The organism is Bacillus ectoiniformans, from assembly GCF_016908875.1.
Taxonomy (GTDB): domain Bacteria; phylum Bacillota; class Bacilli; order Bacillales; family Domibacillaceae; genus Bacillus_BX; species Bacillus_BX ectoiniformans.
Genome location: NZ_JAFBES010000001.1, coordinates 422,543 through 440,602, shown reverse-complemented (window position 1 = coordinate 440,602; position 18,060 = coordinate 422,543). Strand labels below are relative to the sequence as shown.

Annotated in this window: 27 protein-coding genes; 16 read left to right on the top strand and 11 right to left on the bottom strand. The window is 41.2% G+C overall.

Going from position 1 to position 18,060, the window contains the following annotated elements:
• Positions 1-419 precede the first annotated feature (419 nt).
• From JOC78_RS02265 to JOC78_RS02250, 4 genes are all read right to left on the bottom strand, one after another.
• Positions 420-1,247, bottom strand: coding sequence for a ClpXP adapter SpxH family protein (locus JOC78_RS02265; protein WP_204552925.1), 828 nt, complete (start codon positions 1,245-1,247; stop codon positions 420-422).
• 23 nt (positions 1,248-1,270) lie between these two features.
• Positions 1,271-1,669 (bottom strand): globin domain-containing protein, encoded by a 399-nt coding sequence (locus JOC78_RS02260; protein WP_204552604.1) that lies wholly within the window; start codon positions 1,667-1,669, stop codon positions 1,271-1,273.
• Between the two features lie 223 nt (positions 1,670-1,892).
• Positions 1,893-2,561: a lytic transglycosylase domain-containing protein gene (locus JOC78_RS02255; RefSeq protein ID WP_204552602.1), complete on the bottom strand. Its 669-nt coding sequence runs from the start codon at positions 2,559-2,561 to the stop codon at positions 1,893-1,895.
• 12 nt (positions 2,562-2,573) lie between these two features.
• Complete coding sequence (locus tag JOC78_RS02250; protein WP_204552600.1) at positions 2,574-3,164, bottom strand: CYTH domain-containing protein; 591 nt, start codon at positions 3,162-3,164, stop codon at positions 2,574-2,576.
• A 174-nt stretch (positions 3,165-3,338) separates the two neighbouring features.
• Here JOC78_RS02250 and JOC78_RS02245 point away from each other — a divergent pair, with 174 nt between their 5' ends.
• From JOC78_RS02245 to JOC78_RS02230, 4 genes are all read left to right on the top strand, one after another.
• Positions 3,339-3,713: a UPF0738 family protein gene (locus JOC78_RS02245; RefSeq protein ID WP_204552598.1), complete on the top strand. Its 375-nt coding sequence runs from the start codon at positions 3,339-3,341 to the stop codon at positions 3,711-3,713.
• A 144-nt stretch (positions 3,714-3,857) separates the two neighbouring features.
• Entirely contained in the window at positions 3,858-4,502 is a 645-nt protein-coding gene (gene yjbM, locus JOC78_RS02240) for a GTP diphosphokinase (RefSeq protein WP_204552596.1), read from the top strand.
• A 21-nt stretch (positions 4,503-4,523) separates the two neighbouring features.
• Positions 4,524-5,318: an NAD kinase gene (locus tag JOC78_RS02235; protein ID WP_204552595.1), complete on the top strand. Its 795-nt coding sequence runs from the start codon at positions 4,524-4,526 to the stop codon at positions 5,316-5,318.
• Positions 5,319-5,383: 65 nt separating this feature from the next.
• Positions 5,384-6,232: an RluA family pseudouridine synthase gene (locus tag JOC78_RS02230; RefSeq protein ID WP_204552924.1), complete on the top strand. Its 849-nt coding sequence runs from the start codon at positions 5,384-5,386 to the stop codon at positions 6,230-6,232.
• A 479-nt stretch (positions 6,233-6,711) separates the two neighbouring features.
• Here the strand turns inward: JOC78_RS02230 and prpE are convergent, their stop codons facing one another.
• Complete coding sequence (gene prpE, locus JOC78_RS02225) at positions 6,712-7,446, bottom strand: bis(5'-nucleosyl)-tetraphosphatase PrpE (RefSeq protein ID WP_204552593.1); 735 nt, start codon at positions 7,444-7,446, stop codon at positions 6,712-6,714.
• Between the two features lie 268 nt (positions 7,447-7,714).
• Here prpE and fabI point away from each other — a divergent pair, with 268 nt between their 5' ends.
• Together fabI and JOC78_RS02215 are read left to right on the top strand one after the other, a co-directional pair.
• Positions 7,715-8,491 (top strand): enoyl-ACP reductase FabI, encoded by a 777-nt coding sequence (gene fabI / locus JOC78_RS02220; protein WP_204552591.1) that lies wholly within the window; start codon positions 7,715-7,717, stop codon positions 8,489-8,491.
• Between the two features lie 137 nt (positions 8,492-8,628).
• On the top strand, positions 8,629-9,198 hold the full coding sequence (locus JOC78_RS02215; protein WP_204552589.1) for a CotO family spore coat protein: 570 nt from the start codon (positions 8,629-8,631) through the stop codon (positions 9,196-9,198).
• A 37-nt stretch (positions 9,199-9,235) separates the two neighbouring features.
• On the opposite strand, the gene JOC78_RS02210 is transcribed toward JOC78_RS02215, so the two are convergent.
• Positions 9,236-9,757 carry a CotY/CotZ family spore coat protein gene (locus JOC78_RS02210; RefSeq protein ID WP_204552587.1) on the bottom strand — a complete coding sequence of 174 codons (522 nt, stop codon included), beginning with the start codon at positions 9,755-9,757 and terminating at the stop codon, positions 9,236-9,238.
• 127 nt (positions 9,758-9,884) lie between these two features.
• Here JOC78_RS02210 and JOC78_RS02205 point away from each other — a divergent pair, with 127 nt between their 5' ends.
• The 7 genes from JOC78_RS02205 (at position 9,885) to JOC78_RS02175 (ending at position 12,854) form a co-directional block, all read left to right on the top strand.
• A complete protein-coding gene (locus JOC78_RS02205; protein WP_204552585.1) occupies positions 9,885-10,244 on the top strand; it encodes a DUF1360 domain-containing protein in 360 nt (119 codons plus the stop codon).
• 281 nt (positions 10,245-10,525) lie between these two features.
• The gene (locus JOC78_RS02200; RefSeq protein WP_204552583.1) at positions 10,526-10,978 is read left to right on the top strand and encodes a YhcN/YlaJ family sporulation lipoprotein; all 453 of its coding nucleotides are present in this window, start codon (positions 10,526-10,528) and stop codon (positions 10,976-10,978) included.
• A gap of 11 nt (positions 10,979-10,989) precedes the next feature.
• Positions 10,990-11,451, top strand: a complete 462-nt coding sequence (gene spoVAC, locus JOC78_RS02195) for a stage V sporulation protein AC (RefSeq protein ID WP_204552581.1) — start codon at positions 10,990-10,992, stop codon at positions 11,449-11,451.
• A 15-nt stretch (positions 11,452-11,466) separates the two neighbouring features.
• Positions 11,467-11,823, top strand: a complete 357-nt coding sequence (gene spoVAE / locus JOC78_RS02190; RefSeq protein ID WP_204552579.1) for a stage V sporulation protein AE — start codon at positions 11,467-11,469, stop codon at positions 11,821-11,823.
• A gap of 105 nt (positions 11,824-11,928) precedes the next feature.
• The gene (locus tag JOC78_RS02185) at positions 11,929-12,033 is read left to right on the top strand and encodes a YjcZ family sporulation protein (protein WP_204552923.1); all 105 of its coding nucleotides are present in this window, start codon (positions 11,929-11,931) and stop codon (positions 12,031-12,033) included.
• Between the two features lie 185 nt (positions 12,034-12,218).
• Complete coding sequence (gene spoVIF / locus JOC78_RS02180) at positions 12,219-12,473, top strand: sporulation-specific transcription regulator SpoVIF (protein WP_204552577.1); 255 nt, start codon at positions 12,219-12,221, stop codon at positions 12,471-12,473.
• 114 nt (positions 12,474-12,587) lie between these two features.
• Positions 12,588-12,854: a hypothetical protein gene (locus JOC78_RS02175; RefSeq protein ID WP_204552575.1), complete on the top strand. Its 267-nt coding sequence runs from the start codon at positions 12,588-12,590 to the stop codon at positions 12,852-12,854.
• Positions 12,855-12,953: 99 nt separating this feature from the next.
• On the opposite strand, the gene JOC78_RS02170 is transcribed toward JOC78_RS02175, so the two are convergent.
• The 4 genes from JOC78_RS02170 to JOC78_RS02155 all read right to left on the bottom strand — a co-directional run bounded on the left by JOC78_RS02170 (position 12,954) and on the right by JOC78_RS02155 (position 15,511).
• Positions 12,954-13,628, bottom strand: coding sequence for a B3/B4 domain-containing protein (locus JOC78_RS02170; protein ID WP_204552573.1), 675 nt, complete (start codon positions 13,626-13,628; stop codon positions 12,954-12,956).
• 102 nt (positions 13,629-13,730) lie between these two features.
• On the bottom strand, positions 13,731-14,165 hold the full coding sequence (locus JOC78_RS02165) for a GNAT family N-acetyltransferase (RefSeq protein ID WP_204552571.1): 435 nt from the start codon (positions 14,163-14,165) through the stop codon (positions 13,731-13,733).
• Positions 14,166-14,167: 2 nt separating this feature from the next.
• A complete protein-coding gene (locus tag JOC78_RS02160) occupies positions 14,168-14,683 on the bottom strand; it encodes a 2'-5' RNA ligase family protein (protein ID WP_204552569.1) in 516 nt (171 codons plus the stop codon).
• A 102-nt stretch (positions 14,684-14,785) separates the two neighbouring features.
• Positions 14,786-15,511 carry an alpha/beta hydrolase gene (locus tag JOC78_RS02155; protein WP_204552567.1) on the bottom strand — a complete coding sequence of 242 codons (726 nt, stop codon included), beginning with the start codon at positions 15,509-15,511 and terminating at the stop codon, positions 14,786-14,788.
• Between the two features lie 129 nt (positions 15,512-15,640).
• Between JOC78_RS02155 and JOC78_RS02150 the strand changes: the two genes are divergently transcribed.
• A complete protein-coding gene (locus JOC78_RS02150; RefSeq protein WP_204552565.1) occupies positions 15,641-16,195 on the top strand; it encodes a phosphatidylglycerophosphatase A family protein in 555 nt (184 codons plus the stop codon).
• Positions 16,196-16,258: 63 nt separating this feature from the next.
• Here JOC78_RS02150 and JOC78_RS02145 read toward each other — a convergent pair whose 3' ends face one another.
• Positions 16,259-16,486: a hypothetical protein gene (locus tag JOC78_RS02145; RefSeq protein WP_204552563.1), complete on the bottom strand. Its 228-nt coding sequence runs from the start codon at positions 16,484-16,486 to the stop codon at positions 16,259-16,261.
• Between the two features lie 87 nt (positions 16,487-16,573).
• On the opposite strand from JOC78_RS02145, the gene JOC78_RS02140 reads away from it, so the two are divergent.
• Together JOC78_RS02140 and JOC78_RS02135 are read left to right on the top strand one after the other, a co-directional pair.
• Positions 16,574-17,356 carry an ABC transporter ATP-binding protein gene (locus JOC78_RS02140; RefSeq protein WP_204552561.1) on the top strand — a complete coding sequence of 261 codons (783 nt, stop codon included), beginning with the start codon at positions 16,574-16,576 and terminating at the stop codon, positions 17,354-17,356.
• Positions 17,353-18,060, top strand: coding sequence for a hypothetical protein (locus JOC78_RS02135; RefSeq protein ID WP_204552559.1), 708 nt, complete (start codon positions 17,353-17,355; stop codon positions 18,058-18,060). Before JOC78_RS02140 ends, JOC78_RS02135 begins: the two co-directional genes overlap by 4 nt.

Genomic DNA, 18,060 nt, shown 5'->3' with positions numbered 1-18,060 from the left:
AAAAAACAGGGATAAATAGAACGAGAAATAGCAAAGGAGCAGTAAAATATAAAGGATATAAATTGATAAGACCTAATAAATTAAAAATAAATGCCGCAACAACTAAGAGGATATAAAGCCAAATTTTCATCTGTTTCATTTATTCTTCCCTCTTTCAAAAAACCATTTTATGTTAGTTTACGCTTACTTATCCAGTGTTATGACAAATGTGTGAAAAGTTCATCTATCAACTTGCCAATACAAGTTGAGTCATGATATATTATCAGTGTGAAGTTGATCACAAGCAAACTTATACCCCTTTGTTTGACCGTGAAAAATTTCTCCCATCCCCTTTGTTCGTGAGAAAAGACCTTGTAGCTTATACAAGGTCTTTTCTTTTTGTCTAAAAAAAGAGATCCGCTTGTTTAAGCAGATCTCATTCAACCGATATATTCCCAAAAGTTCCCGTGCTTAGCAGGGAGCTTTCTTACTTTTCGCTGCAAGAGCAATTTCTTCATTTCTTTATCTACTTCATGGCCCGTCCAGTTGTACATTTCACTGATTTCTTTCGTTGCTACAAGCTGATAATGCTTCAGCATATCCTCTAATGCAGGGAGCGGAAGCGGCTCTGGGATTTCTTCGAGCATTTCCTGTAGAATCTGCACATAGATTTCGTACGAGTATAATCCTGAAATTTTAATACCTTCTTCTTCAATATTTTCATTGAAAAAGACAAGCGTAGGCACTTCAGTGACATCCATTTCACAGGAAATTTTTAAATCACACTGAAAGGCTTTTGCTGCACTGGCCGAATGGATATCATTTAAAAACTCGGCTTTATCTAAGCCAGCATCTTCTGCACACTGGGTCAAAACAGCAATGTCAGAAATGTTTCGTCTTCCTAAAAACAAGACTTCCTGAAGTTTTCGTAAAAACTTGTTTCCTGCCCGCCGGCCCTGCAGTTCAGCAGCCTTAATCGAGATGGAAGCAAGGAAAGGCGATGATACAGGATTATCCACCCACACATTCCCGTCACAAGACATACCGGTGCGAGAAGCAGTAGTGTCCCATTGCTGTGCGATGGACTGGCAATTATTCTTTTTTAAATTCAGTGTCTCAAGCTTTCCGGTCAATACTTTTTTTAGTCGAAAATAATGGCCATATTCGAGTTGTAATTTTCGTATATATGGCTCAAGAGCCCAACACTCAGGACACAGGGGATCCACAAACATGTAAATCTCCAGCGGCTTTTGCTGAGTCGCATACATTCGGTTTAGAAGTAATGTCGGTTTCAATCTTGATCACCTGGTTCTTCCGGCTGATTCACCATGTGCTGCGCCGTTAATTCTAAGCGATGAAAGAGAAATTCTCGAAACTCGCCTTCAATATTCGTCTCATCCATTGCTTCTGTCATGCAAGCAAGCCATGCTTTTGCCCGTTTGGGAGTAATCGGAAACGGCATATGCCGTGCCCTTAGCATCGGATGGCCATGTTCTTCTGTATATAAGGGAGGTCCACCTAAATATTGTGTCAAAAATTGTTTTTGTTTACGTGCGGTTTCAGTTAAGTCGTCTGGGAAAATCGGAACTAAATCTGGATGTTTGCCAACTTTTGAATAAAAGCTCTCAACAAGCTCCGAAAGTTTTTTTTCTCCGATGAAATCGTATGGTGCTTGTGCGTTTTCGGCCATACAAATTACTCCTTTTTTCCTTTGATTGTAGGTTTATTTTAACAAGGAGATTGTCATAATACAAACAAACTGCCTTGAACACAAAAGCGGCAGGCATCACTAAGTTTAAATGGGTAATGAAGCTTAGAATAGTATGCCCATTCCGTATAAGAACCCTTCAGATGAAAGGTATCCATGAAAAAGCACGCGAAAACCTGTCGTAGGATTGCGTGCTTTTATACGGTCAAGCGAAATAGTTGCTGGTGATTTTCTTGACGTAATTTTGAGTTTCTTTAAATGGAGGAATGCCTCCATATTTTTTGACATTCCCGGGACCTGCGTTGTATGCAGCAAGAGCCAAACGAATATTGCCATCGAATTGGTCGAGCATTTGGCGTAAATACTTCGTGCCGCCAAATACATTCTGTTCAGGGTCTAGGGAGTTCTTTACCCCTAAGCCTCTAGCTGTAGCGGGCATCAGCTGCATTAATCCGGTTGCGCCTACATAGCTTCTGGCATTCGGGTTGAAATTCGATTCTTGGCGAATAACTGCCTGAATCAGTTTCTTAGGTACATTATACTTCTCAGCCGCTCTAGTAATAATGTCATCGAAATCGGTTTTAGAAGTGGCTGGCATGGCTTTAATTACATCAGCTCCAGGCTTTGTAGTAAGTGCTGGAGGTGTATAAGATTGAGAAACGGGTGCTGCCGGCTGCGCTAAAGAAGCTAGTGACGCAGTGGGTGCTGTACCGTCTGCAAGCTCTAATCCTTGGATCAATGCTTGTTTAAGAACAGCTCCAAAGATTTGGCTCGGTGCTGTGCCAAAAGAGGACGAGGCAGAGTTAGACGAATACATGGACATTCCCTGAATGGCTTGTGACTCAAACATCGTCTTTAATAGGTCGTTGCTCATGATTCTCTCCTATCATTTACCGCCAGACTGGCGAACTTTTTCATTAAAAAAACGTCTGATCTTATTATCGGTTGTCCGAAGCGGAATTTCATATGTCTTTAATAATTCAATAAATATTTCTTCTCCCGCTTGTCGGTTCTTCACTTCATATTCTAGCTCAAAATCCTCACAATTTAAATATAAACTATTGTCAAAAACAAGAACACCGCCCATATATTCCACTTCCGCCCGTTTCGTTGACAAAGTGCCGAAATGTTCTAATAGGCTAGCGGCTGGCAGAACGGACTGGACAATGGAGCGCACTTCTCCTTCTGGAATCTTGGTATTTGAGAGAACGAGATTCGCTTCTTCTTCCGATAGCTGCTGGTTCGTTTCGAGCAGGCCTTCTTTCACAGGCTGCTTTAGGGTTAATTCATACTTCCCATTTTTTTCACGAATGCGAAGTGCACAGCCGGATTCCTTTAAGTGAAAATCCTTCGTATCAAAGTAATGGTTGTGCTGCAGGGTGAAGTGTTCTCCTGTCAGCTTAAATTCATTGGTCAGATGGTCATACTCTTCTTTTGTTAATAAATTTTTAAATTCTATTTCTAGTTCTTGGCTCACTTCAGTTCCTCTTTTCTGAAAAAAATCTTTGTTACCCATATTCTAAAGGTCTAAGCCTATATTTGAAACGAATTTCTATGTTAAAATGATGTAGGAGAGTTTTATTTATATCAAAGAGCGGAATGGAATAGATAGTACGGTTAGGGTAGCCAATTGCGAAAGGAGCAAGACAAATTGAGAAAAAAATTGCATTTTACAAAAGCAGAATGGAAGGACAACCAGCTAGAGCTTCATACCGATCAGCCAGAAACATTGGCAGATGTGAAAGCAAGCGGACAAGTCATAGTTGATTCTGATGCTACGGCTTTTGTTTACTTAGCCGAAGAAAATGATGAATTCATTTATTTATACATACATGAAAGCACCTGGGCTGAAATCCAAACAGCTCTGCAAAAAGAATCGAAGTTATTCGCTGCAGGTGCAGACACAAGCATAGAATTAATAGGATGGAAAGAAGAACTATCCGATTTAATTGAAAACATTCAAGGCAACAGCAATTACGGAGATCAAATGGTGGAGAGCGTTGAACGCGTTTTTATTAACCAGTAAGACAATAAAGACAGCGCCGCTCTAAAAAAATAAGCAAAGATAAAAACATCACAAGTTCCTAGCTGTCAGAAGAAGGCGGCTAGGAACGCTTGGTAGTGACACTTTACTGAATAAATAATGAGCTGTATTTGAGAGGGAAGAACTATGAGACATTGGGATGAGTTTTTAGCACCTTACAAACAAGCAGTTGAAGAGTTAAAGGTTAAGCTCCGCGGCATGAGATCTCAATTTGAACTTGGGGAAGAACATTCACCGATCGAATTTGTGACGGGCCGGGTGAAACCGATTGCAAGTATTCTCGATAAAGCTAATCAGAAGAATATTCCGCTCGATCAGCTTGAGTCGGAATTGCAGGATATTGCCGGCGTGCGCATGATGTGCCAGTTCGTCGATGATATTAAACGGGTCGTAAGCATTCTGCGCATGCGGAAGGATTTTAGAATAATAGAAGAAAAAGACTATATTTCTTACAAAAAACCAAGCGGCTATCGTTCGTATCATATGGTCATTGAATACCCAGTTCAAACGATTAACGGGGAAAAAAAGATTTTGGCCGAAATTCAAATCAGGACACTGGCGATGAATTTCTGGGCGACAATTGAGCACTCACTGAACTACAAATATAAAGGTCATTTTCCTAAAGAAATTCAAATGCGTCTGAAGCGGGCATCGGAAGCCGCCTTTCGCTTGGATGAAGAAATGTCTTTAATTCGTGAAGAAATTCAAGAAGCTCAAGCATTTTTTACGAAGAAAAAAGAGCAGACTAATGATCATAGAGAGAATGAATAAACTAATAAAGGGTGTGTGATGATGAAATTTGCTATTACGTCAAAAGGTGACGCAAAATCGAATGCACTAATGCATAAAATACGCACCTACTTACTGGATTTTAAATTAACCTATGATGAAAATCAGCCGGATATTGTTATTTCAGTCGGAGGAGACGGAACACTGCTTTATGCGTTTCATCGCTATAGTTCACGCCTTGATAAGACCGCGTTTGTCGGAGTGCATACAGGGCATCTTGGATTTTATGCCGACTGGGTGCCGGATGAAATTGAGAAGCTAGTCATTGCCATTGCGAGAACCCCTTATCAAATTATCGAGTATCCTTTATTAGAAACCATTATTCGATATCAGCATGGCGGCAAGGAAACGAGATATTTAGCTTTAAATGAATCCACTGTAAAAAGTGTGGAAGGAACGCTGGTTATGGATGTGGAAATACGCGGAGATCACTTTGAGCGTTTTCGCGGCGACGGGCTTTGTGTATCTACTCCATCTGGAAGCACCGCCTATAATAAAGCGCTTGGAGGAGCCATTTTGCATCCTTCGATCCGAGCTTTGCAGCTGGCGGAAATGGCTTCAATTAATAACCGTGTGTTCCGTACAGTCGGTTCACCGCTTATCTTGCCAGCTCACCATACATGTATGCTGAAGCCTGTTAATCGGCCAGACTTCCTTGTCACCATTGATCATTTAACTCTTCTTCATAAAGATGTAAAGTCTATTCAATATCGTGTAGCAAGTGAGAAGATCCGCTTTGCCCGTTTCCGCCCATTCCCATTTTGGAAACGCGTCCACGATTCATTCGTAAGCAATTAATAAAGGAGTCGTGTTGAGTGACAAGGTTTCAATTAAGCTGGATCACTGAGGAAGCGGATGCTGGCATGCTGCTCCGTGAGTTTTTAGAGCGTAAACAAATTTCCAAGCGAGCGCTAACTGATATTAAATTTAATGGCGGGCTTATTGCGGTGAATGGGAGCGAAGAAACGGTGCGTTATAAATTGCACGCCGGAGACAGGATTCATGTGACATTCCCGTATGAAAAACCAGCTTGTGGATTGATCGGTGAACAGATTCCGCTTGCTGTCCTATATGAAGATGACTATCTTTTAGTAATCGAAAAGCCAGCAGGCATGAATACGATTCCTTCTAGAGAACATCCTTCGGGCAGTCTTGCGAATGGGTTAATCGGTTATTATGAGCAAAAGGGTATCCGGGCGACGACTCATATTGTGACAAGGCTGGATCGTGATACATCTGGACTTGTGCTTGTAGCTAAACATCGGCATGTCCATCATTTATTATCAGAAATGCAGAAGCAGCATCACATCTCCCGTACATATCAAGCTTTGGCTATGGGAATCTTTACTGAGCAAACTGGATTGATTGAACAGCCGATCGGAAGAAAAGAATCAAGCATCATAGAACGGGAAGTAAGAGAAGATGGGCAGTACGCGTCGACTCGATTTCAAGTGATCGACCAGTACCCTGAATTTGCTCAGGTGAAGTTAAATCTTCAAACGGGTCGCACCCATCAGATCAGAGTCCATTTATCCTATTTGGGTCATCCGCTCTTAGGAGACGATTTATATGGAGGATCGAAAAACCTGCTCTCACGCCAAGCCCTTCACTGCGGAGAACTGGCTTTTTCTCATCCAATGACGGGAGAGAATCTAAGGTTTACACAGCCGCTTCCACAAGACATGCAAGACATAATAGATCAACAGAAATAGGAGCTTGCCAACCGCAGGCTCCTATTTCTTTTATTCTACTGTTAAATAAAAACCAGATGGCGTGATAGTGAATCGCCAACGGTTTTCTGTAATGCTAGGCTGATGATGAATCGCCGATAGAATTGCAGAAGCCGCCGTTAGAATGAAGAAAGCCGCTGTTAGAACCTTAGAAACCGCCGATAGACAGCTCTATAGGTGAGAATCGCACAATAAAACATAAAGCAAATTTGGCGAAATGAGACTGTTTTTTCCTATCTGTTCTAATGTGATCAATTATCGGCTCATTTTTTAAGAGGAAGACTTGATTTTCTTTAGCATTATGCTTCAATTAGCGCAAAACAGCTCTATACGTGTAAAACACATAACTAAAAAACCCAGAATGACTCCATTTCATTGGAGTCATTCTGGGCTTTCTTTAAAAATTCAATTTTTTCAGCCGCCACCTAATATAGAGCCAGGTGCTTTAGCTTGCCCACAAGCTAGATGGCTCTAAATTTCTCCGCTACATAAGGCATCGAAGAATCAACAGATACAATTTCGTGTTCCGGATAGCGGTATGCAGTCAGTTGCCCTCCGAATACTGCTCCTGTATCTATATTCGCTGTGTGGTGGATGATGCGGACGTCTTTAACTGGCGTATGTCCATATATAATCCACGGTTCGCCTTTATAATGCTTGGCCCAATCTCTGCGGACCGGACTGCCGTCGGGATGCTTTTCCCCTGTAATGTCTCCATATAATACAAATGTTTTAACCTTCGAAGTGTATGTGCCAATATCCTTCTCCCTAATGCCTGCATGGGAAATGATTAAATGTCCTTCATCTAAAACGTGGTAAAGGGGGGACTGCTCATAAAGTGTCATAAACTTCTTTTTCACCCGATTGAAATCCCGGTTAGACAGCTCTTCAAGTTCAGCTACAGTCGTCTCCAAGCCGTGACTTACCTGAACTTTATTGCCTAAAAACCAGCGATATAGCTTGTTGCAATGATTGCCGGGAGCATAATAGGCAAGCTGCCTTTCCCAAAGGTCATGCACAACTTCTATCACTTTTACAGAAGCGGGTCCCCTGTCAGTTAAGTCACCGACAAACCCGAGCAGACGGTCGCCAGAATGAAGAGGGAGGCCGCTGTCCCAGTTATAGCCGAGTTTTTTAGTAAGCTGTTTAAATTCTTCTAAGCAGCCATGGATATCTCCGATTACATCTATGTTCATGTGATGCACTCCCTTTGTATGTCGGAATTTGTTTCATTCATTTTAAAGGAACTAAAAGTCCGTTTATCGAAATGGTATATAATCGATACGAAGTTATTGTTTATTATACTATCCCAATTTGCTGAAACTACAAGTAAAAAGGGACGGTCTTGCGCGTTTTGGCAGCTGTCATTTTTATTAATCAAACAATAACATCTTTTCAAAACAGGAGTTTCCTGTTACTATTAATACTAGGTACTAATAACTTGTAATAACGGGAGGAACGGGAATGAATTTTTCGTTAGCTGGTAAAACATTTGTAGTCATGGGTGTGGCTAATAAAAGAAGTATTGCATGGGGAATTGCGCGTTCATTGCATGAAGCGGGCGCCCGTTTAGTATTTACATATGCAGGAGAGCGTTTAGAAAAAAATGTTCGCGATCTCGCAGAAACATTAGAAGGCAATGAGTCACTGGTTTTCCCTTGTGATGTGACAGTGGATGAAGACATTGAAAAATGTTTCGCACAAATTAAAGAAGCGGCAGGAACGATTCATGGTCTGGCTCATTGTATCGCATTCGCCAACAAAGAGGATTTAGACGGTGATTTCGTTGATACCTCTCGTGAAGGTTTTATGCTTGCTCACAATATTAGCTCTTATTCTTTAACAGCTGTCGCGAAATATGCGAAACCGCTTATGACAGAAGGTGGAAGCATTGTCACGCTGACTTATCTTGGCGGAGAGCGCGTTGTGCAGAACTATAATGTGATGGGAGTGGCAAAAGCTTCTCTAGATGCAAGTGTTCGCTACTTAGCAGCTGACCTTGGCAAAGACGGTATTCGCGTGAACTCTATTTCTGCTGGTCCAATCCGTACACTTGCAGCAAAAGGAATCAGTGATTTCAACTCGATCTTAACAGAAATCGAAGAAAGATCTCCGCTTCGCCGTACGACATCTCAAGAAGAAGTGGGAGACACAGCTGTGTTCTTATTCAGTGATATGGCTCGCGGAATCACTGGGGAAAATCTTCATGTAGATTCAGGCTTCCATATTATCGCTCGCTAATGAATGTAAGGTATAAAAAATCGCTCATCGACGAGCGATTTTTTTTGTTGAAAGAATTGTTAATTGATTTTTGATTGATAAATCTTTCACTGGGGTCATACATATGTATAGAAGAGCCTGGCAAAGGAGTGCTTATGATGAAGAAAAAAGAAAAACGTGAACCGCTAATGTATATTCATCAGCCTGTCTTTAAACAAGAAGAAGCTAATATGCAGACGACATACCATGTGAAACAAGCGGCAGTTAAGCAGGAGGAAAAGCCTGCAGAAAAGCAGGAAGAAAAGAGAAAGCCAGAAACACTAAAAAACGAGGAAGCCGAGAAGAAGAAAAAAAAGATTGAGAACAGATGGGTAGAGAAGTGGAATGTAGATGAAGAAAAGACAGCTGTCAAGCAGCCGTTAAAGGAGTTAGAGCCGATTTTGACTCAAGCCGATGAGAAGCCGGCTGAACCAGTCAGCAAGCGTCCATCCTGGATGGAGGTTAAACCCGTAAAGTCCTTTCAAGAGATGGATCTAGAGGAAAAACTTCAGCATATAAACAGGCAATTCATTCCGTTTCCTTGTGAGTTTGTTTGTGAGGGGACTTCACACAAGGGGATTCTCCGGAAGTTGACTGAGCAAGAAATCCACATAAAAACATTTAAAGATGAACAGATGACCATCAAACGTCAGGAGTTAAAGAATATCAGGCTTATTGGTCCAATTTAAAAACAGGGAGCGGTCATCCACTCCCTGTTTTTTGGAATTAGTCACAAATATCTAAGTCTACATCTTTGATGCATTGAACAGCACAGAAGCAATTCAAGTCAACTGTAATACAGCTGTGAGTGCGGCCGAAATTTCTTACACGGCAGACTTTGCCTAAATCAATGCAGCAGTCGTCTGTGATGTTTACTGGGTTATCATTTTCATCAAGCGGCACAAGTACGCGAAGGCGGGCGCAGCAGTTGTCATATACTTCTTCTACTCGGAAGAAGATGGATACGCAAACGTCTTCGCAGTATTTTGAGTTCGTACCCTCAATTGGACCAAAGAAAGCGAAGTACGGCTTTCCATCTTTTGTAGATAAAGTGAATACGCGAGTATCTGCATTGCGGCGGCGTGTGCCAGCTAAATCACCTAGCGGCTCGGTCAGGCAGTCCTTGCACTCAAAGCAGTCGTCAGTTGTGGCATCCTGAAGGTCTTTAATTGCCCGCAGCACCTCACATACACAGTTTGAATGATAATGCTTATCGTGGTGATCATCATGGTGACTTCTACAGCTCATTTAAAAGCTCCTCTCTAATATTTATTTCCCTTACTGTACTAACATATGGACTAATGCGTAGAGATGTCTGGACATTTGTCTGATATTTCGCCCATTTTTAAAAAAAATTTAAAGAAACAGGTGTCTTATGAATGTAACAATGATTGACTTATTCATTCTATTCCTCGCTGCCTTTCGTTTGACACGGCTCTTAGTCTTTGATCGAATTACTGAACCATTTAGGCGTCCTTTCTTTACAGAGTTGAAAGAAGTGTCCGAAACTGGAGAAGTGGAGATATGGGTTGTTCCTAAAGAAAATGGAATCAAAGGTTTTATCGGTCAGCTGCTCAGCTGTTATTGGTGTACAGGTGTTTGGGCATCGGCCATCTGCTGTATATTGTATGTGGCGTTTCAATGGGTTGGCGGTATCATATTATTGATCCTGGCCGTCGCAGGGGCAGCCTCATTCATTGAATTGATCGTGCAGCGTTTGTTAAATGATGAATAAATAACAAAGAAACAACTTGCTGCATAAAATGAAGTAGCCCTAAAAAGGATGTGAACAGCGAATGTATAAACCATCGGGCAAATCAGACAATCCTCAGACTGGCAAAACACAGCCTGAGAAGAAAAAGAAAAAAGGGTGCGGCTGCTCTTCAAAAAAGAAGAAAAAATCCTCATATTAACAAAAACTGCCTAAGAAAAAGGCAGTTTTTTGTTTTGTGTAAATAAAATTAGAATTTCGGAAAAAACTACATAGTAAATGCATGGAAGAATGGAGTGGAATAGATGAAGGCTCTCATTTGCTTAATTATGGCGGTGGCACTTGCTGGATGTATGCCTCAAGAGGAGCATGGGACAAGCAGGTACGCCCTGATGAAAAAAACAGATCCTGAGCCGCTGAAGCTCTCCTACAAAGGAGCAGATGCGGAGGAAGTTAAAAAAGAAGTGGCAAAGATTGATGATATATACGATGTGGCTGTCATTAAAGCGAACGGTGATGTTTTGGTCGCTTATAAAGTGAAACACTTGCACCGTTTTCGGATGAAGCAGATCGAAAAAAATTTGACTGAGCGTTTGGATAAACAATATCATGGCCAGCACTTTGTCGTTTCGAGTGATTATAAAATTTTTTTAGAAGCGATCCGGCTTCAAGAAGATCTTGATGCGAAGCATATTACCAAAAAGGAAGCAAAAAAACGCTTTGAAGACATCTTGAAGCTGAAAAAAGAGAGAACATAGGAGGTATAAGCATGGGTAATGAAAAGAAAACACCGGCCCAGCAGCAATATGACAAGCTGAATCAAAAGCATGAGATTAAACGGCCGCTTCTGAAAAATTGTACGCGCGCGTTTTTCGTCGGAGGAATTATTTGCACGGTAGGTCAAGCGATCTCTTATTTCTATATCTATTTCTTTAACTTCACCGAACAAACGGCGGGGAACCCCACAGTAGCCACCATGGTTTTTATAGCTATGCTGCTGACGGGATTCGGCGTGTATGATCATATAGGGCAATACGCGGGAGCGGGCAGCGCCGTTCCGGTAACAGGGTTCGGGAATGCAGTGATCTCTGCGGCCATTGAACACCGGTCGGAAGGGTTTGTTTTAGGCGTCGGGGGCAATATGTTTAAGCTGGCAGGCTCCGTTATTTTATTCGGTGTGTTTGCGGCATTTATAGTAGCCACAATTAAAACGATCATTATCCTCTATTAAAGGAGTTGCTTACTCATGCTGGGAATGTTTTTTTGGGCGTTTTTCATTGGCGGAATCATTTGTGTGATTGGCCAGCTGATGATGGACGTTGGCAAGCTGACTCCAGGTCATACCCTTAGTTATATGGTAGTAGCCGGAGCGATATTAGCTGGTTTTGATTTATATGAGCCATTAATAGATTTTGCTGGGGCTGGGGCCACCATTCCGATTACCAGCTTCGGAAACGCTCTGGTAGCCGGAGCGATGAATGAATCATATCAACATGGTTTAGTCGGCGTTTTGACCGGCATGTTTGAAGTGACTAGCTCAGGTATTTCCGCAGCGATCATCTTTGGATTTGTCGGGGCGCTGTTTTTTAAACCTAAAGGATGAGACAGAAGAGGAGGCGGATTGCTCTCCTTTTTTTCTTTGCGCCCAAACCAATTGTTGAAACGCTCATATATTAACAGTGAGTTAAGAAAAAGCGAGGTGATATCAATGGGTTACGGATACTGTGGCGGTTACGGCGGAGGTTCTACTTTCGTGCTAATCGTGGTACTTTTCATTTTGCTTATCATCGTAGGTGCCAGCTTCTACTACTAAGAAAAAAGATTCCAGCAGAGATGATTCTGCTGGGGTTTTTTAATTCAAAGTGGTAAAGGCTATAACGGGATTTTTAGTTGGCGACCCCTGCATTTCCAAATGGGATTGAGAAAACGCTCATTTTTAAGCGAACCCTTTTCTATTCTCTGCATAGGATACAGTGAGAGCAAAGGAGGCTGATTCATGTGGATAATGGATTCTTTAAAAACATTGAAAAGAAAACGGGCGTAAATATGAAAGATGTGCTCGAACTAGCGAACTCCCTGCAGCATGCGAATTTCCAGGATGAACAAACGGTACGAGGCGTAATTAAGAAAGTGTCACGTCTTGCTAATAAGTCCGTGCCTAAACAAATGGAAGATCAAATCGTCCAGTCAATTGTGAAAGACGGGAAGAAGCTTGATGTGCAAACCATTACGAATATGTTAAACAAGAAATAAGCATGAAGAAAAAACTTGCTAAAATGGCAAGTTTTTTTCTGGTAAATGGTTTTAGTTTAAGGAAAAACGGATATATATAAGTAACCAATCTTATGAGCAGAAAGGGCGGTGGAAATGATGGGCTACATATTGCCGATTCCTCACTTTCAATACAGACAGTACCGCGAACGGGTAGATAATGAAAGTTCTGAAAGCTATTCATCTGTTGATGCGGTGGAAAGAGTCTCATTCAAAAAAGTGTTAGATGATAATTTCGACTCCTCCGTGCAAGGAGAAAATCCTTCCCGGTCAGAAAATTCCCGCCAAAGAGAACATGATGCATTTCAAGTACATTTAGCCAAAATTAGCGGCAAAGGCATTCAATTCAATGAAATTGTTTAAGTAGGAGGCTTTTCATTTGAAAGCAGTAAAGGATGAATAAATAGGCGTATTCTCGATGTGAAGGAGAATGCGCCTATTTATTTTTTTTTTTTGAAAAGTTTAGTATTGATTGGTTAAGATCTCAAAAGTTCCAGTGCCTCCGTGAATTTGCAGAAACATATTCATAAGAGATTCAGTTAGCTTTGACTGTTCATCTTTTGGCAGGCCAGGACGCAGATAAATCATCTGAAAGGCATGGGTAGTATTCGTTGTAACGGCTGTTCGAACCGAGTCAACAAATGGACTTCCGAAAGGTCCTAGTTCGTCTGCTGTCACAAGCAAGTGGTGCAGTCCGTTCATTCTGCCGTTCAAGCCCTCGTAGGTCTCAGCATCAGCTCCTAAACGAATCGAGACATTTCCTTGAATAGATTTCTGATCGTAAAGACCGATAGGAGACTGGTACTGCAGCGAGAAGAAGTTGTTAAGGTCTACCGCAGAATGCTGGCTTTCCATATAATGCTGCTTTTTAATTCGGCGAAAAAGCGACTCAACGCTTGGGCGATACCGGTTAGGATCTTTGCCAAGTGATTTAAAAAGTGATCGCCATTCTTTAATTCCTTCGAATTCAGTAACCGGCTTTTCTTGCAAGTCAAAGAAAAGCGACTCTTGAAACAATCGAAGCCGGCCTTTGAGCATTTGCGGAGAATCTGCGACAACTATATTCTCATAGTAAATGACCCCAAAGGATAAAGGAATAGGGTGATTGAGTATATCAGAATGAAGGGATATGTTCATGAAATCAGCTCCGTTTATCATATATAAATTAAGTTTATCACAAGAAAAAGATGTTCCAAAAGATCTCATTCTTTTATAACGAGATCTTTGGAACATCTTTGTTTAATTTGACCATTGTTTTTTCATTGTTTTATGGGGGATCCCCGCATCTAAAAATTCGTCTGATATGATTTCATAGCCGATTCGTTCATAAAAAGGAATCGCTTGTGTCTGAGCGTTCAATTTAACTGCTGGCAGCGAATGAGATTTAGCGTAGGATTCGATCGCTTCCATCATCTGACGGCCAGCGCCGGTGCCCCTATACTCGGGAAGAATACAGATGCGCTCCGCCTTTCCGACACCTTCCACTTCTCGAAAGCGTCCAGCTCCGCATGGCATTTCGCCATCATAAAGAGTGAAATGGGCTGAGGAATCTTCATGCTCATCAATTTCAAGCTCTAGTGGAACTTGCTGCTCTTCAACAAATACCTTTTTTCGTACGGTAAATGCATCGTTTAATTCCTGTTGGTTCTGTACAATCTTCACTTCTAGCGGCATATCTATTCTCTTCCTAATAAGATGGTTTCATAAACCGTCCAAGCGCCATTCTCCAATTGATAAAGCAGGTGGAAACGATCTACTTTTTCCTCTTCTTCAATCGAAAGCATATTTAATGAGTTATAGACATCATGATGCTCCGCATTGGAAAGGCTTTGAGCAACAGTTAAATGAGGAACAAATGCAAACTCCTCATCGTTTTTTGGGAACTCATCTGATTGCATTTCTTCATTCAGAGCAGACAAAGTCTCATGCGGATCTACCTTTAAATACACCACATTTGAGACAGGCTGAAATGATTTCACTTTACTGACTTGATACGTAAATGGCTGATATTTCTTAGCAATCACTTTTAATTTATCAGCTAAAGCATCCATATCATTCTCATCTGCTTCGAAAGGACCTTTCAAAGTCAAGTGCGGCGGAATCAATGAATAATGAGGATCATAACGTTTTCGATAAGAATTTACTAAGTCTTGAAGCTTTTTAGATGGGAAAATTACAACTCCGAATTTCATGTATTCCACACTCCTCATAAGTCTAGTGTTACTAAAGCGTGTTACCATTATAACAAATTTTCAAAAAAATCGATAGAATCAGGAACTATTAGGATAATTAACCTATTCAAACATCATTTGAAGTGCTCGTTTCATATCAGGCTGCCAGTACTTCCATGTATGATTGCCATCGAATTCTTCATAAAAAGAATCGAAGCCTTTTTCATCTAATAATTCATGCAGCTCACGATTAGGCGTCAAGAAATCAGCTATGCTGCCATCTGTGGTTTTCACTTCTGTTTCGCCTTTCCCAATCACATGATATAAGCTTAAATGACGATAATCTGTTGCTGCTTTTACCGCATTCATTACTTTTTCATCTACATATGGAGAGTGCATAATCACTTTGCCAAACGTATGCGGATATTCTAGAGCGGCCATTAGTGAGACGGTAGCGGCTAATGAATCTCCAGCCAATGCCCGTCCGTATCCAACATGATAGACAGGATAGGTTTCATCCAAATAAGGCACCAGCTCATGCGCTAAAAAGCGGATATAAGCCCCTTGCTGTTCACCATCCGGATGATATTTTCTGCGTCGATCATGAACATCTGCATAAGGAACGCCTACAATAATTAAGTTTTCAATCTCCTCGTTAGCCAGCAATTCATCCGCTACGCGGGGAAGACGCCCCATTTGAAAATAATCTTTTCCATCCTGGCAAATTAATAAAGAGTATTTATATAAAGGAGAGAAATTGGCCGGAAGATATACAAGAAATGTGATTTCTTCCCCCAATTCCTTTGAATAAAGACTGACATCTTCGATCGTGCCGCGTTCTATTGCCATATATGTTCCTCCCATAAGTTAGTTTAGAAATAATTTTATCACAAAAGAGTGAAAATTATAGATTAAAGACTTCCCTGGAAAAACCTGTGTTATAATGATGGCATTGCAGCTAGGCAGGAGGAAAGTATTATGAAAAATAGAGTTCGTTCTCAAGATGTGACGACGGCGGCGAAAAGCCGTTTAGAAGAGCGGGGAGTGACGATCGAAGATATCGCTGAGATTGTATTTGATATGCAGCGCCCTTATAATCTAGAATTGACCATGCTGGAGTGTATAGACAGCGTGGAAAAAGTTTTGTTGAAAAGAGAAATGCAGCATGCCATATTAGTCGGTGTGGAATTAGATGTGCTGGCTGAGCAAAAAAAGCTGTCTGAGCCGCTGCAATCCATTATTGAAACAGATGAAAGCTTGTTTGGCGTAGATGAAACAATCGCCCTTGGAGCAGCGCTTGGCTATGGAAGCATTGCTGTTACCACTTACGGCTATTTAGATAAGAAGAAAGTCGGTATTATCGAGAAGCTAGATACGAAAAATGGACATCAAGTTCATACCTTTTTAGATGATATCATCGGAGCGATTGCTGCTAATGCTGCCTCAAGGCTTGCTCACCGCATTCGAGACTTTGAAGATGAGGTGTCCATCGAAACGGTACTAGATAAACAGGAAGAAGAACTGATCGGATAATTACGTCTGAATCTTATAGCCTTTCCGGTTCCGGGAAGGTTTTTTTCTGTCATGATCGAATGATTAAGCAATGCCTCTTTTTCTTTTTAGGCTATCGGCAGGATAGGCAGCAAGTATATTAGAAAGCAAGAAGCTTCTCGTGCTTCTGCGCTGAAAGCAATAGGCATATATGGCGGAAGAAGAAAGGGATTTGACGATAATTTTTCGCTGCGTAATAGCCCCGTCTTTGGCGAGATAAATAATGACCAGCGGCTTTTGTTCTTTCATACTGCGATTTAAAAGAGATTTCATTCTGTTCGCCTCCTTGATTTTATTATATGCGAACATACGTTCTTTATGCAAGTGAATATTCTTAAAATGTCATTAAGGAGATCACATATGAAATGCGTAATACAAACCGAAAACGCAAGATTGGATAGAAATGGGCAAGCCATATTGTCAAATCTAAATATTTCAATTATGGAAGGTCAGACCGTTGCGGTGACAGGCCATAACGGTTCAGGTAAAAGTACACTGGTTAAGCTTCTTTCTGGCATACATGAACCTAGTGATGGCAAAGTAATAAGAAATTTTCAATTTTATGGTTATGTGCCAGAACATTTTCCTGAAGGTATACGGTTAACTGTTGCGCGTTACTTAGAGTTTCTCGTTCAAATGTCTAACACTGACCAAGAAAAAGTAAGCCAATATATCGAGCAATTTAACCTGACTCCTTATTTACATACGTCTTTAAAAAATTGCTCTAAAGGTACGAAACAAAAGGTTGGTTTCATTCAGGCAATCATGAAAGAAGCGGATGTGCTGTTTTTTGATGAGCCATTTACAGGGATGGACGAAGCGGCTCAGCAGCATGCCATCAACCTGCTTCTCTCGTTAAGGGGAGAAAAAACAATGGTGTTCGTTTTGCATGAAGAAGCGTTAGTGCAGCAGCTTGCCACTCACAGAATCACGCTGCCAAGTGGAAAGATGGAGAAGCTAACTAAGAAAGAGAATCAAAAGATGCGTTCAATTACCGTCAGGAGTGAACAGCCGGTAGAAGGTGCTCTGCAATTAGAAGAAAATATATATCGGCTTTTTGTCCCGGAAGACGACTCAGATGAAAGGCTAATGCAGTTACTCACAGCGGGGTGCCGTGTTCTGGAAGTTGGTGAGAAACGATGAAAATAAAGGCATGGTTCAACTATCAGCTGCTCTCCTTTTTTTATTCTCTCCGCTGGATGCCACCCGCTGTTGTCTACCTGGTCTGGATCTATTTGCAGTATAATTATAAAAGCGTCCCTATATTAGACAGTTATTCTGTATCTGCGGCTTCGCTTTATATCGTAATGGTTTGGATGTCGATGCAGCTGTTTTCGCTGGATCAAAAAGAAGAGAAGTTCATTATCTTTTCCTATTTGCGTGTGAAAACTCACTATCTCTATGGAAAAATGGCGGTTCTTTTATTTGTAGGGACGGTGTTAATGAGTCTATCGTTTTTATTGCCGGTCCTTTTAGATATTTTCGCGGAACCGATCACTATAATACAGGTTGGTTTATTCTTGTACAGTCATTGGATGTTTTGTTTGCTGGGAATAGGAACTGGCGGTTTATTCAGTGTAACCAATCTTTCAGGAAAGAAATATACATGGCTTTTGGCTGCTTTATTTACGGTAGCTTCCTTAGTGGCTCCGTCTATTGGTGAGGTGCTGCCAGGCATATTGAAATGGACAATTTATATCCTTCCGCCTGTGTCCGCTATCACGGGATTAATGGCAGAAGGGGATCGTATGTATAAGGCAGAAACGATCTGGGTATGTATGTATACAGGGATCCTATTTACGATTCTAACTCGTTTATTTGTGAAAAATGAACGGTTGATAAGATAA

Excerpts from the sequence above, each read along its gene's own strand:
- JOC78_RS02255 (WP_204552602.1), bottom strand. The coding sequence starts at position 2,561 with ATGAGCAACGACCTATTAAAGACGATGTTTGAGTCACAAGCCATTCAG.
- JOC78_RS02200 (WP_204552583.1), top strand. The coding sequence starts at position 10,526 with ATGAAGGCTCTCATTTGCTTAATTATGGCGGTGGCACTTGCTGGATGT.
- JOC78_RS02140 (WP_204552561.1), top strand. The coding sequence starts at position 16,574 with ATGAAATGCGTAATACAAACCGAAAACGCAAGATTGGATAGAAATGGG.
- JOC78_RS02135 (WP_204552559.1), top strand. The coding sequence starts at position 17,353 with ATGAAAATAAAGGCATGGTTCAACTATCAGCTGCTCTCCTTTTTTTAT.
- JOC78_RS02265 (WP_204552925.1), bottom strand. The coding sequence starts at position 1,247 with ATGTATGCGACTCAGCAAAAGCCGCTGGAGATTTACATGTTTGTGGAT.
- JOC78_RS02235 (WP_204552595.1), top strand. The coding sequence starts at position 4,524 with ATGAAATTTGCTATTACGTCAAAAGGTGACGCAAAATCGAATGCACTA.
- spoVAE (WP_204552579.1), top strand. The coding sequence starts at position 11,467 with ATGCTGGGAATGTTTTTTTGGGCGTTTTTCATTGGCGGAATCATTTGT.
- JOC78_RS02210 (WP_204552587.1), bottom strand. The coding sequence starts at position 9,757 with ATGAGCTGTAGAAGTCACCATGATGATCACCACGATAAGCATTATCAT.
- JOC78_RS02145 (WP_204552563.1), bottom strand. The coding sequence starts at position 16,486 with ATGAAATCTCTTTTAAATCGCAGTATGAAAGAACAAAAGCCGCTGGTC.
- JOC78_RS02230 (WP_204552924.1), top strand. The coding sequence starts at position 5,384 with ATGCTGCTCCGTGAGTTTTTAGAGCGTAAACAAATTTCCAAGCGAGCG.
- JOC78_RS02150 (WP_204552565.1), top strand. The coding sequence starts at position 15,641 with ATGAAAAATAGAGTTCGTTCTCAAGATGTGACGACGGCGGCGAAAAGC.
- prpE (WP_204552593.1), bottom strand. The coding sequence starts at position 7,446 with ATGAACATAGATGTAATCGGAGATATCCATGGCTGCTTAGAAGAATTT.
- JOC78_RS02155 (WP_204552567.1), bottom strand. The coding sequence starts at position 15,511 with ATGGCAATAGAACGCGGCACGATCGAAGATGTCAGTCTTTATTCAAAG.
- JOC78_RS02160 (WP_204552569.1), bottom strand. The coding sequence starts at position 14,683 with ATGAAATTCGGAGTTGTAATTTTCCCATCTAAAAAGCTTCAAGACTTA.
- yjbM (WP_204552596.1), top strand. The coding sequence starts at position 3,858 with ATGAGACATTGGGATGAGTTTTTAGCACCTTACAAACAAGCAGTTGAA.
- JOC78_RS02260 (WP_204552604.1), bottom strand. The coding sequence starts at position 1,669 with ATGGCCGAAAACGCACAAGCACCATACGATTTCATCGGAGAAAAAAAA.
- fabI (WP_204552591.1), top strand. The coding sequence starts at position 7,715 with ATGAATTTTTCGTTAGCTGGTAAAACATTTGTAGTCATGGGTGTGGCT.
- spoVAC (WP_204552581.1), top strand. The coding sequence starts at position 10,990 with ATGGGTAATGAAAAGAAAACACCGGCCCAGCAGCAATATGACAAGCTG.
- JOC78_RS02215 (WP_204552589.1), top strand. The coding sequence starts at position 8,629 with ATGAAGAAAAAAGAAAAACGTGAACCGCTAATGTATATTCATCAGCCT.
- JOC78_RS02175 (WP_204552575.1), top strand. The coding sequence starts at position 12,588 with ATGATGGGCTACATATTGCCGATTCCTCACTTTCAATACAGACAGTAC.
- JOC78_RS02170 (WP_204552573.1), bottom strand. The coding sequence starts at position 13,628 with ATGAACATATCCCTTCATTCTGATATACTCAATCACCCTATTCCTTTA.
- JOC78_RS02205 (WP_204552585.1), top strand. The coding sequence starts at position 9,885 with ATGAATGTAACAATGATTGACTTATTCATTCTATTCCTCGCTGCCTTT.
- JOC78_RS02165 (WP_204552571.1), bottom strand. The coding sequence starts at position 14,165 with ATGCCGCTAGAAGTGAAGATTGTACAGAACCAACAGGAATTAAACGAT.
- JOC78_RS02185 (WP_204552923.1), top strand. The coding sequence starts at position 11,929 with ATGGGTTACGGATACTGTGGCGGTTACGGCGGAGGTTCTACTTTCGTG.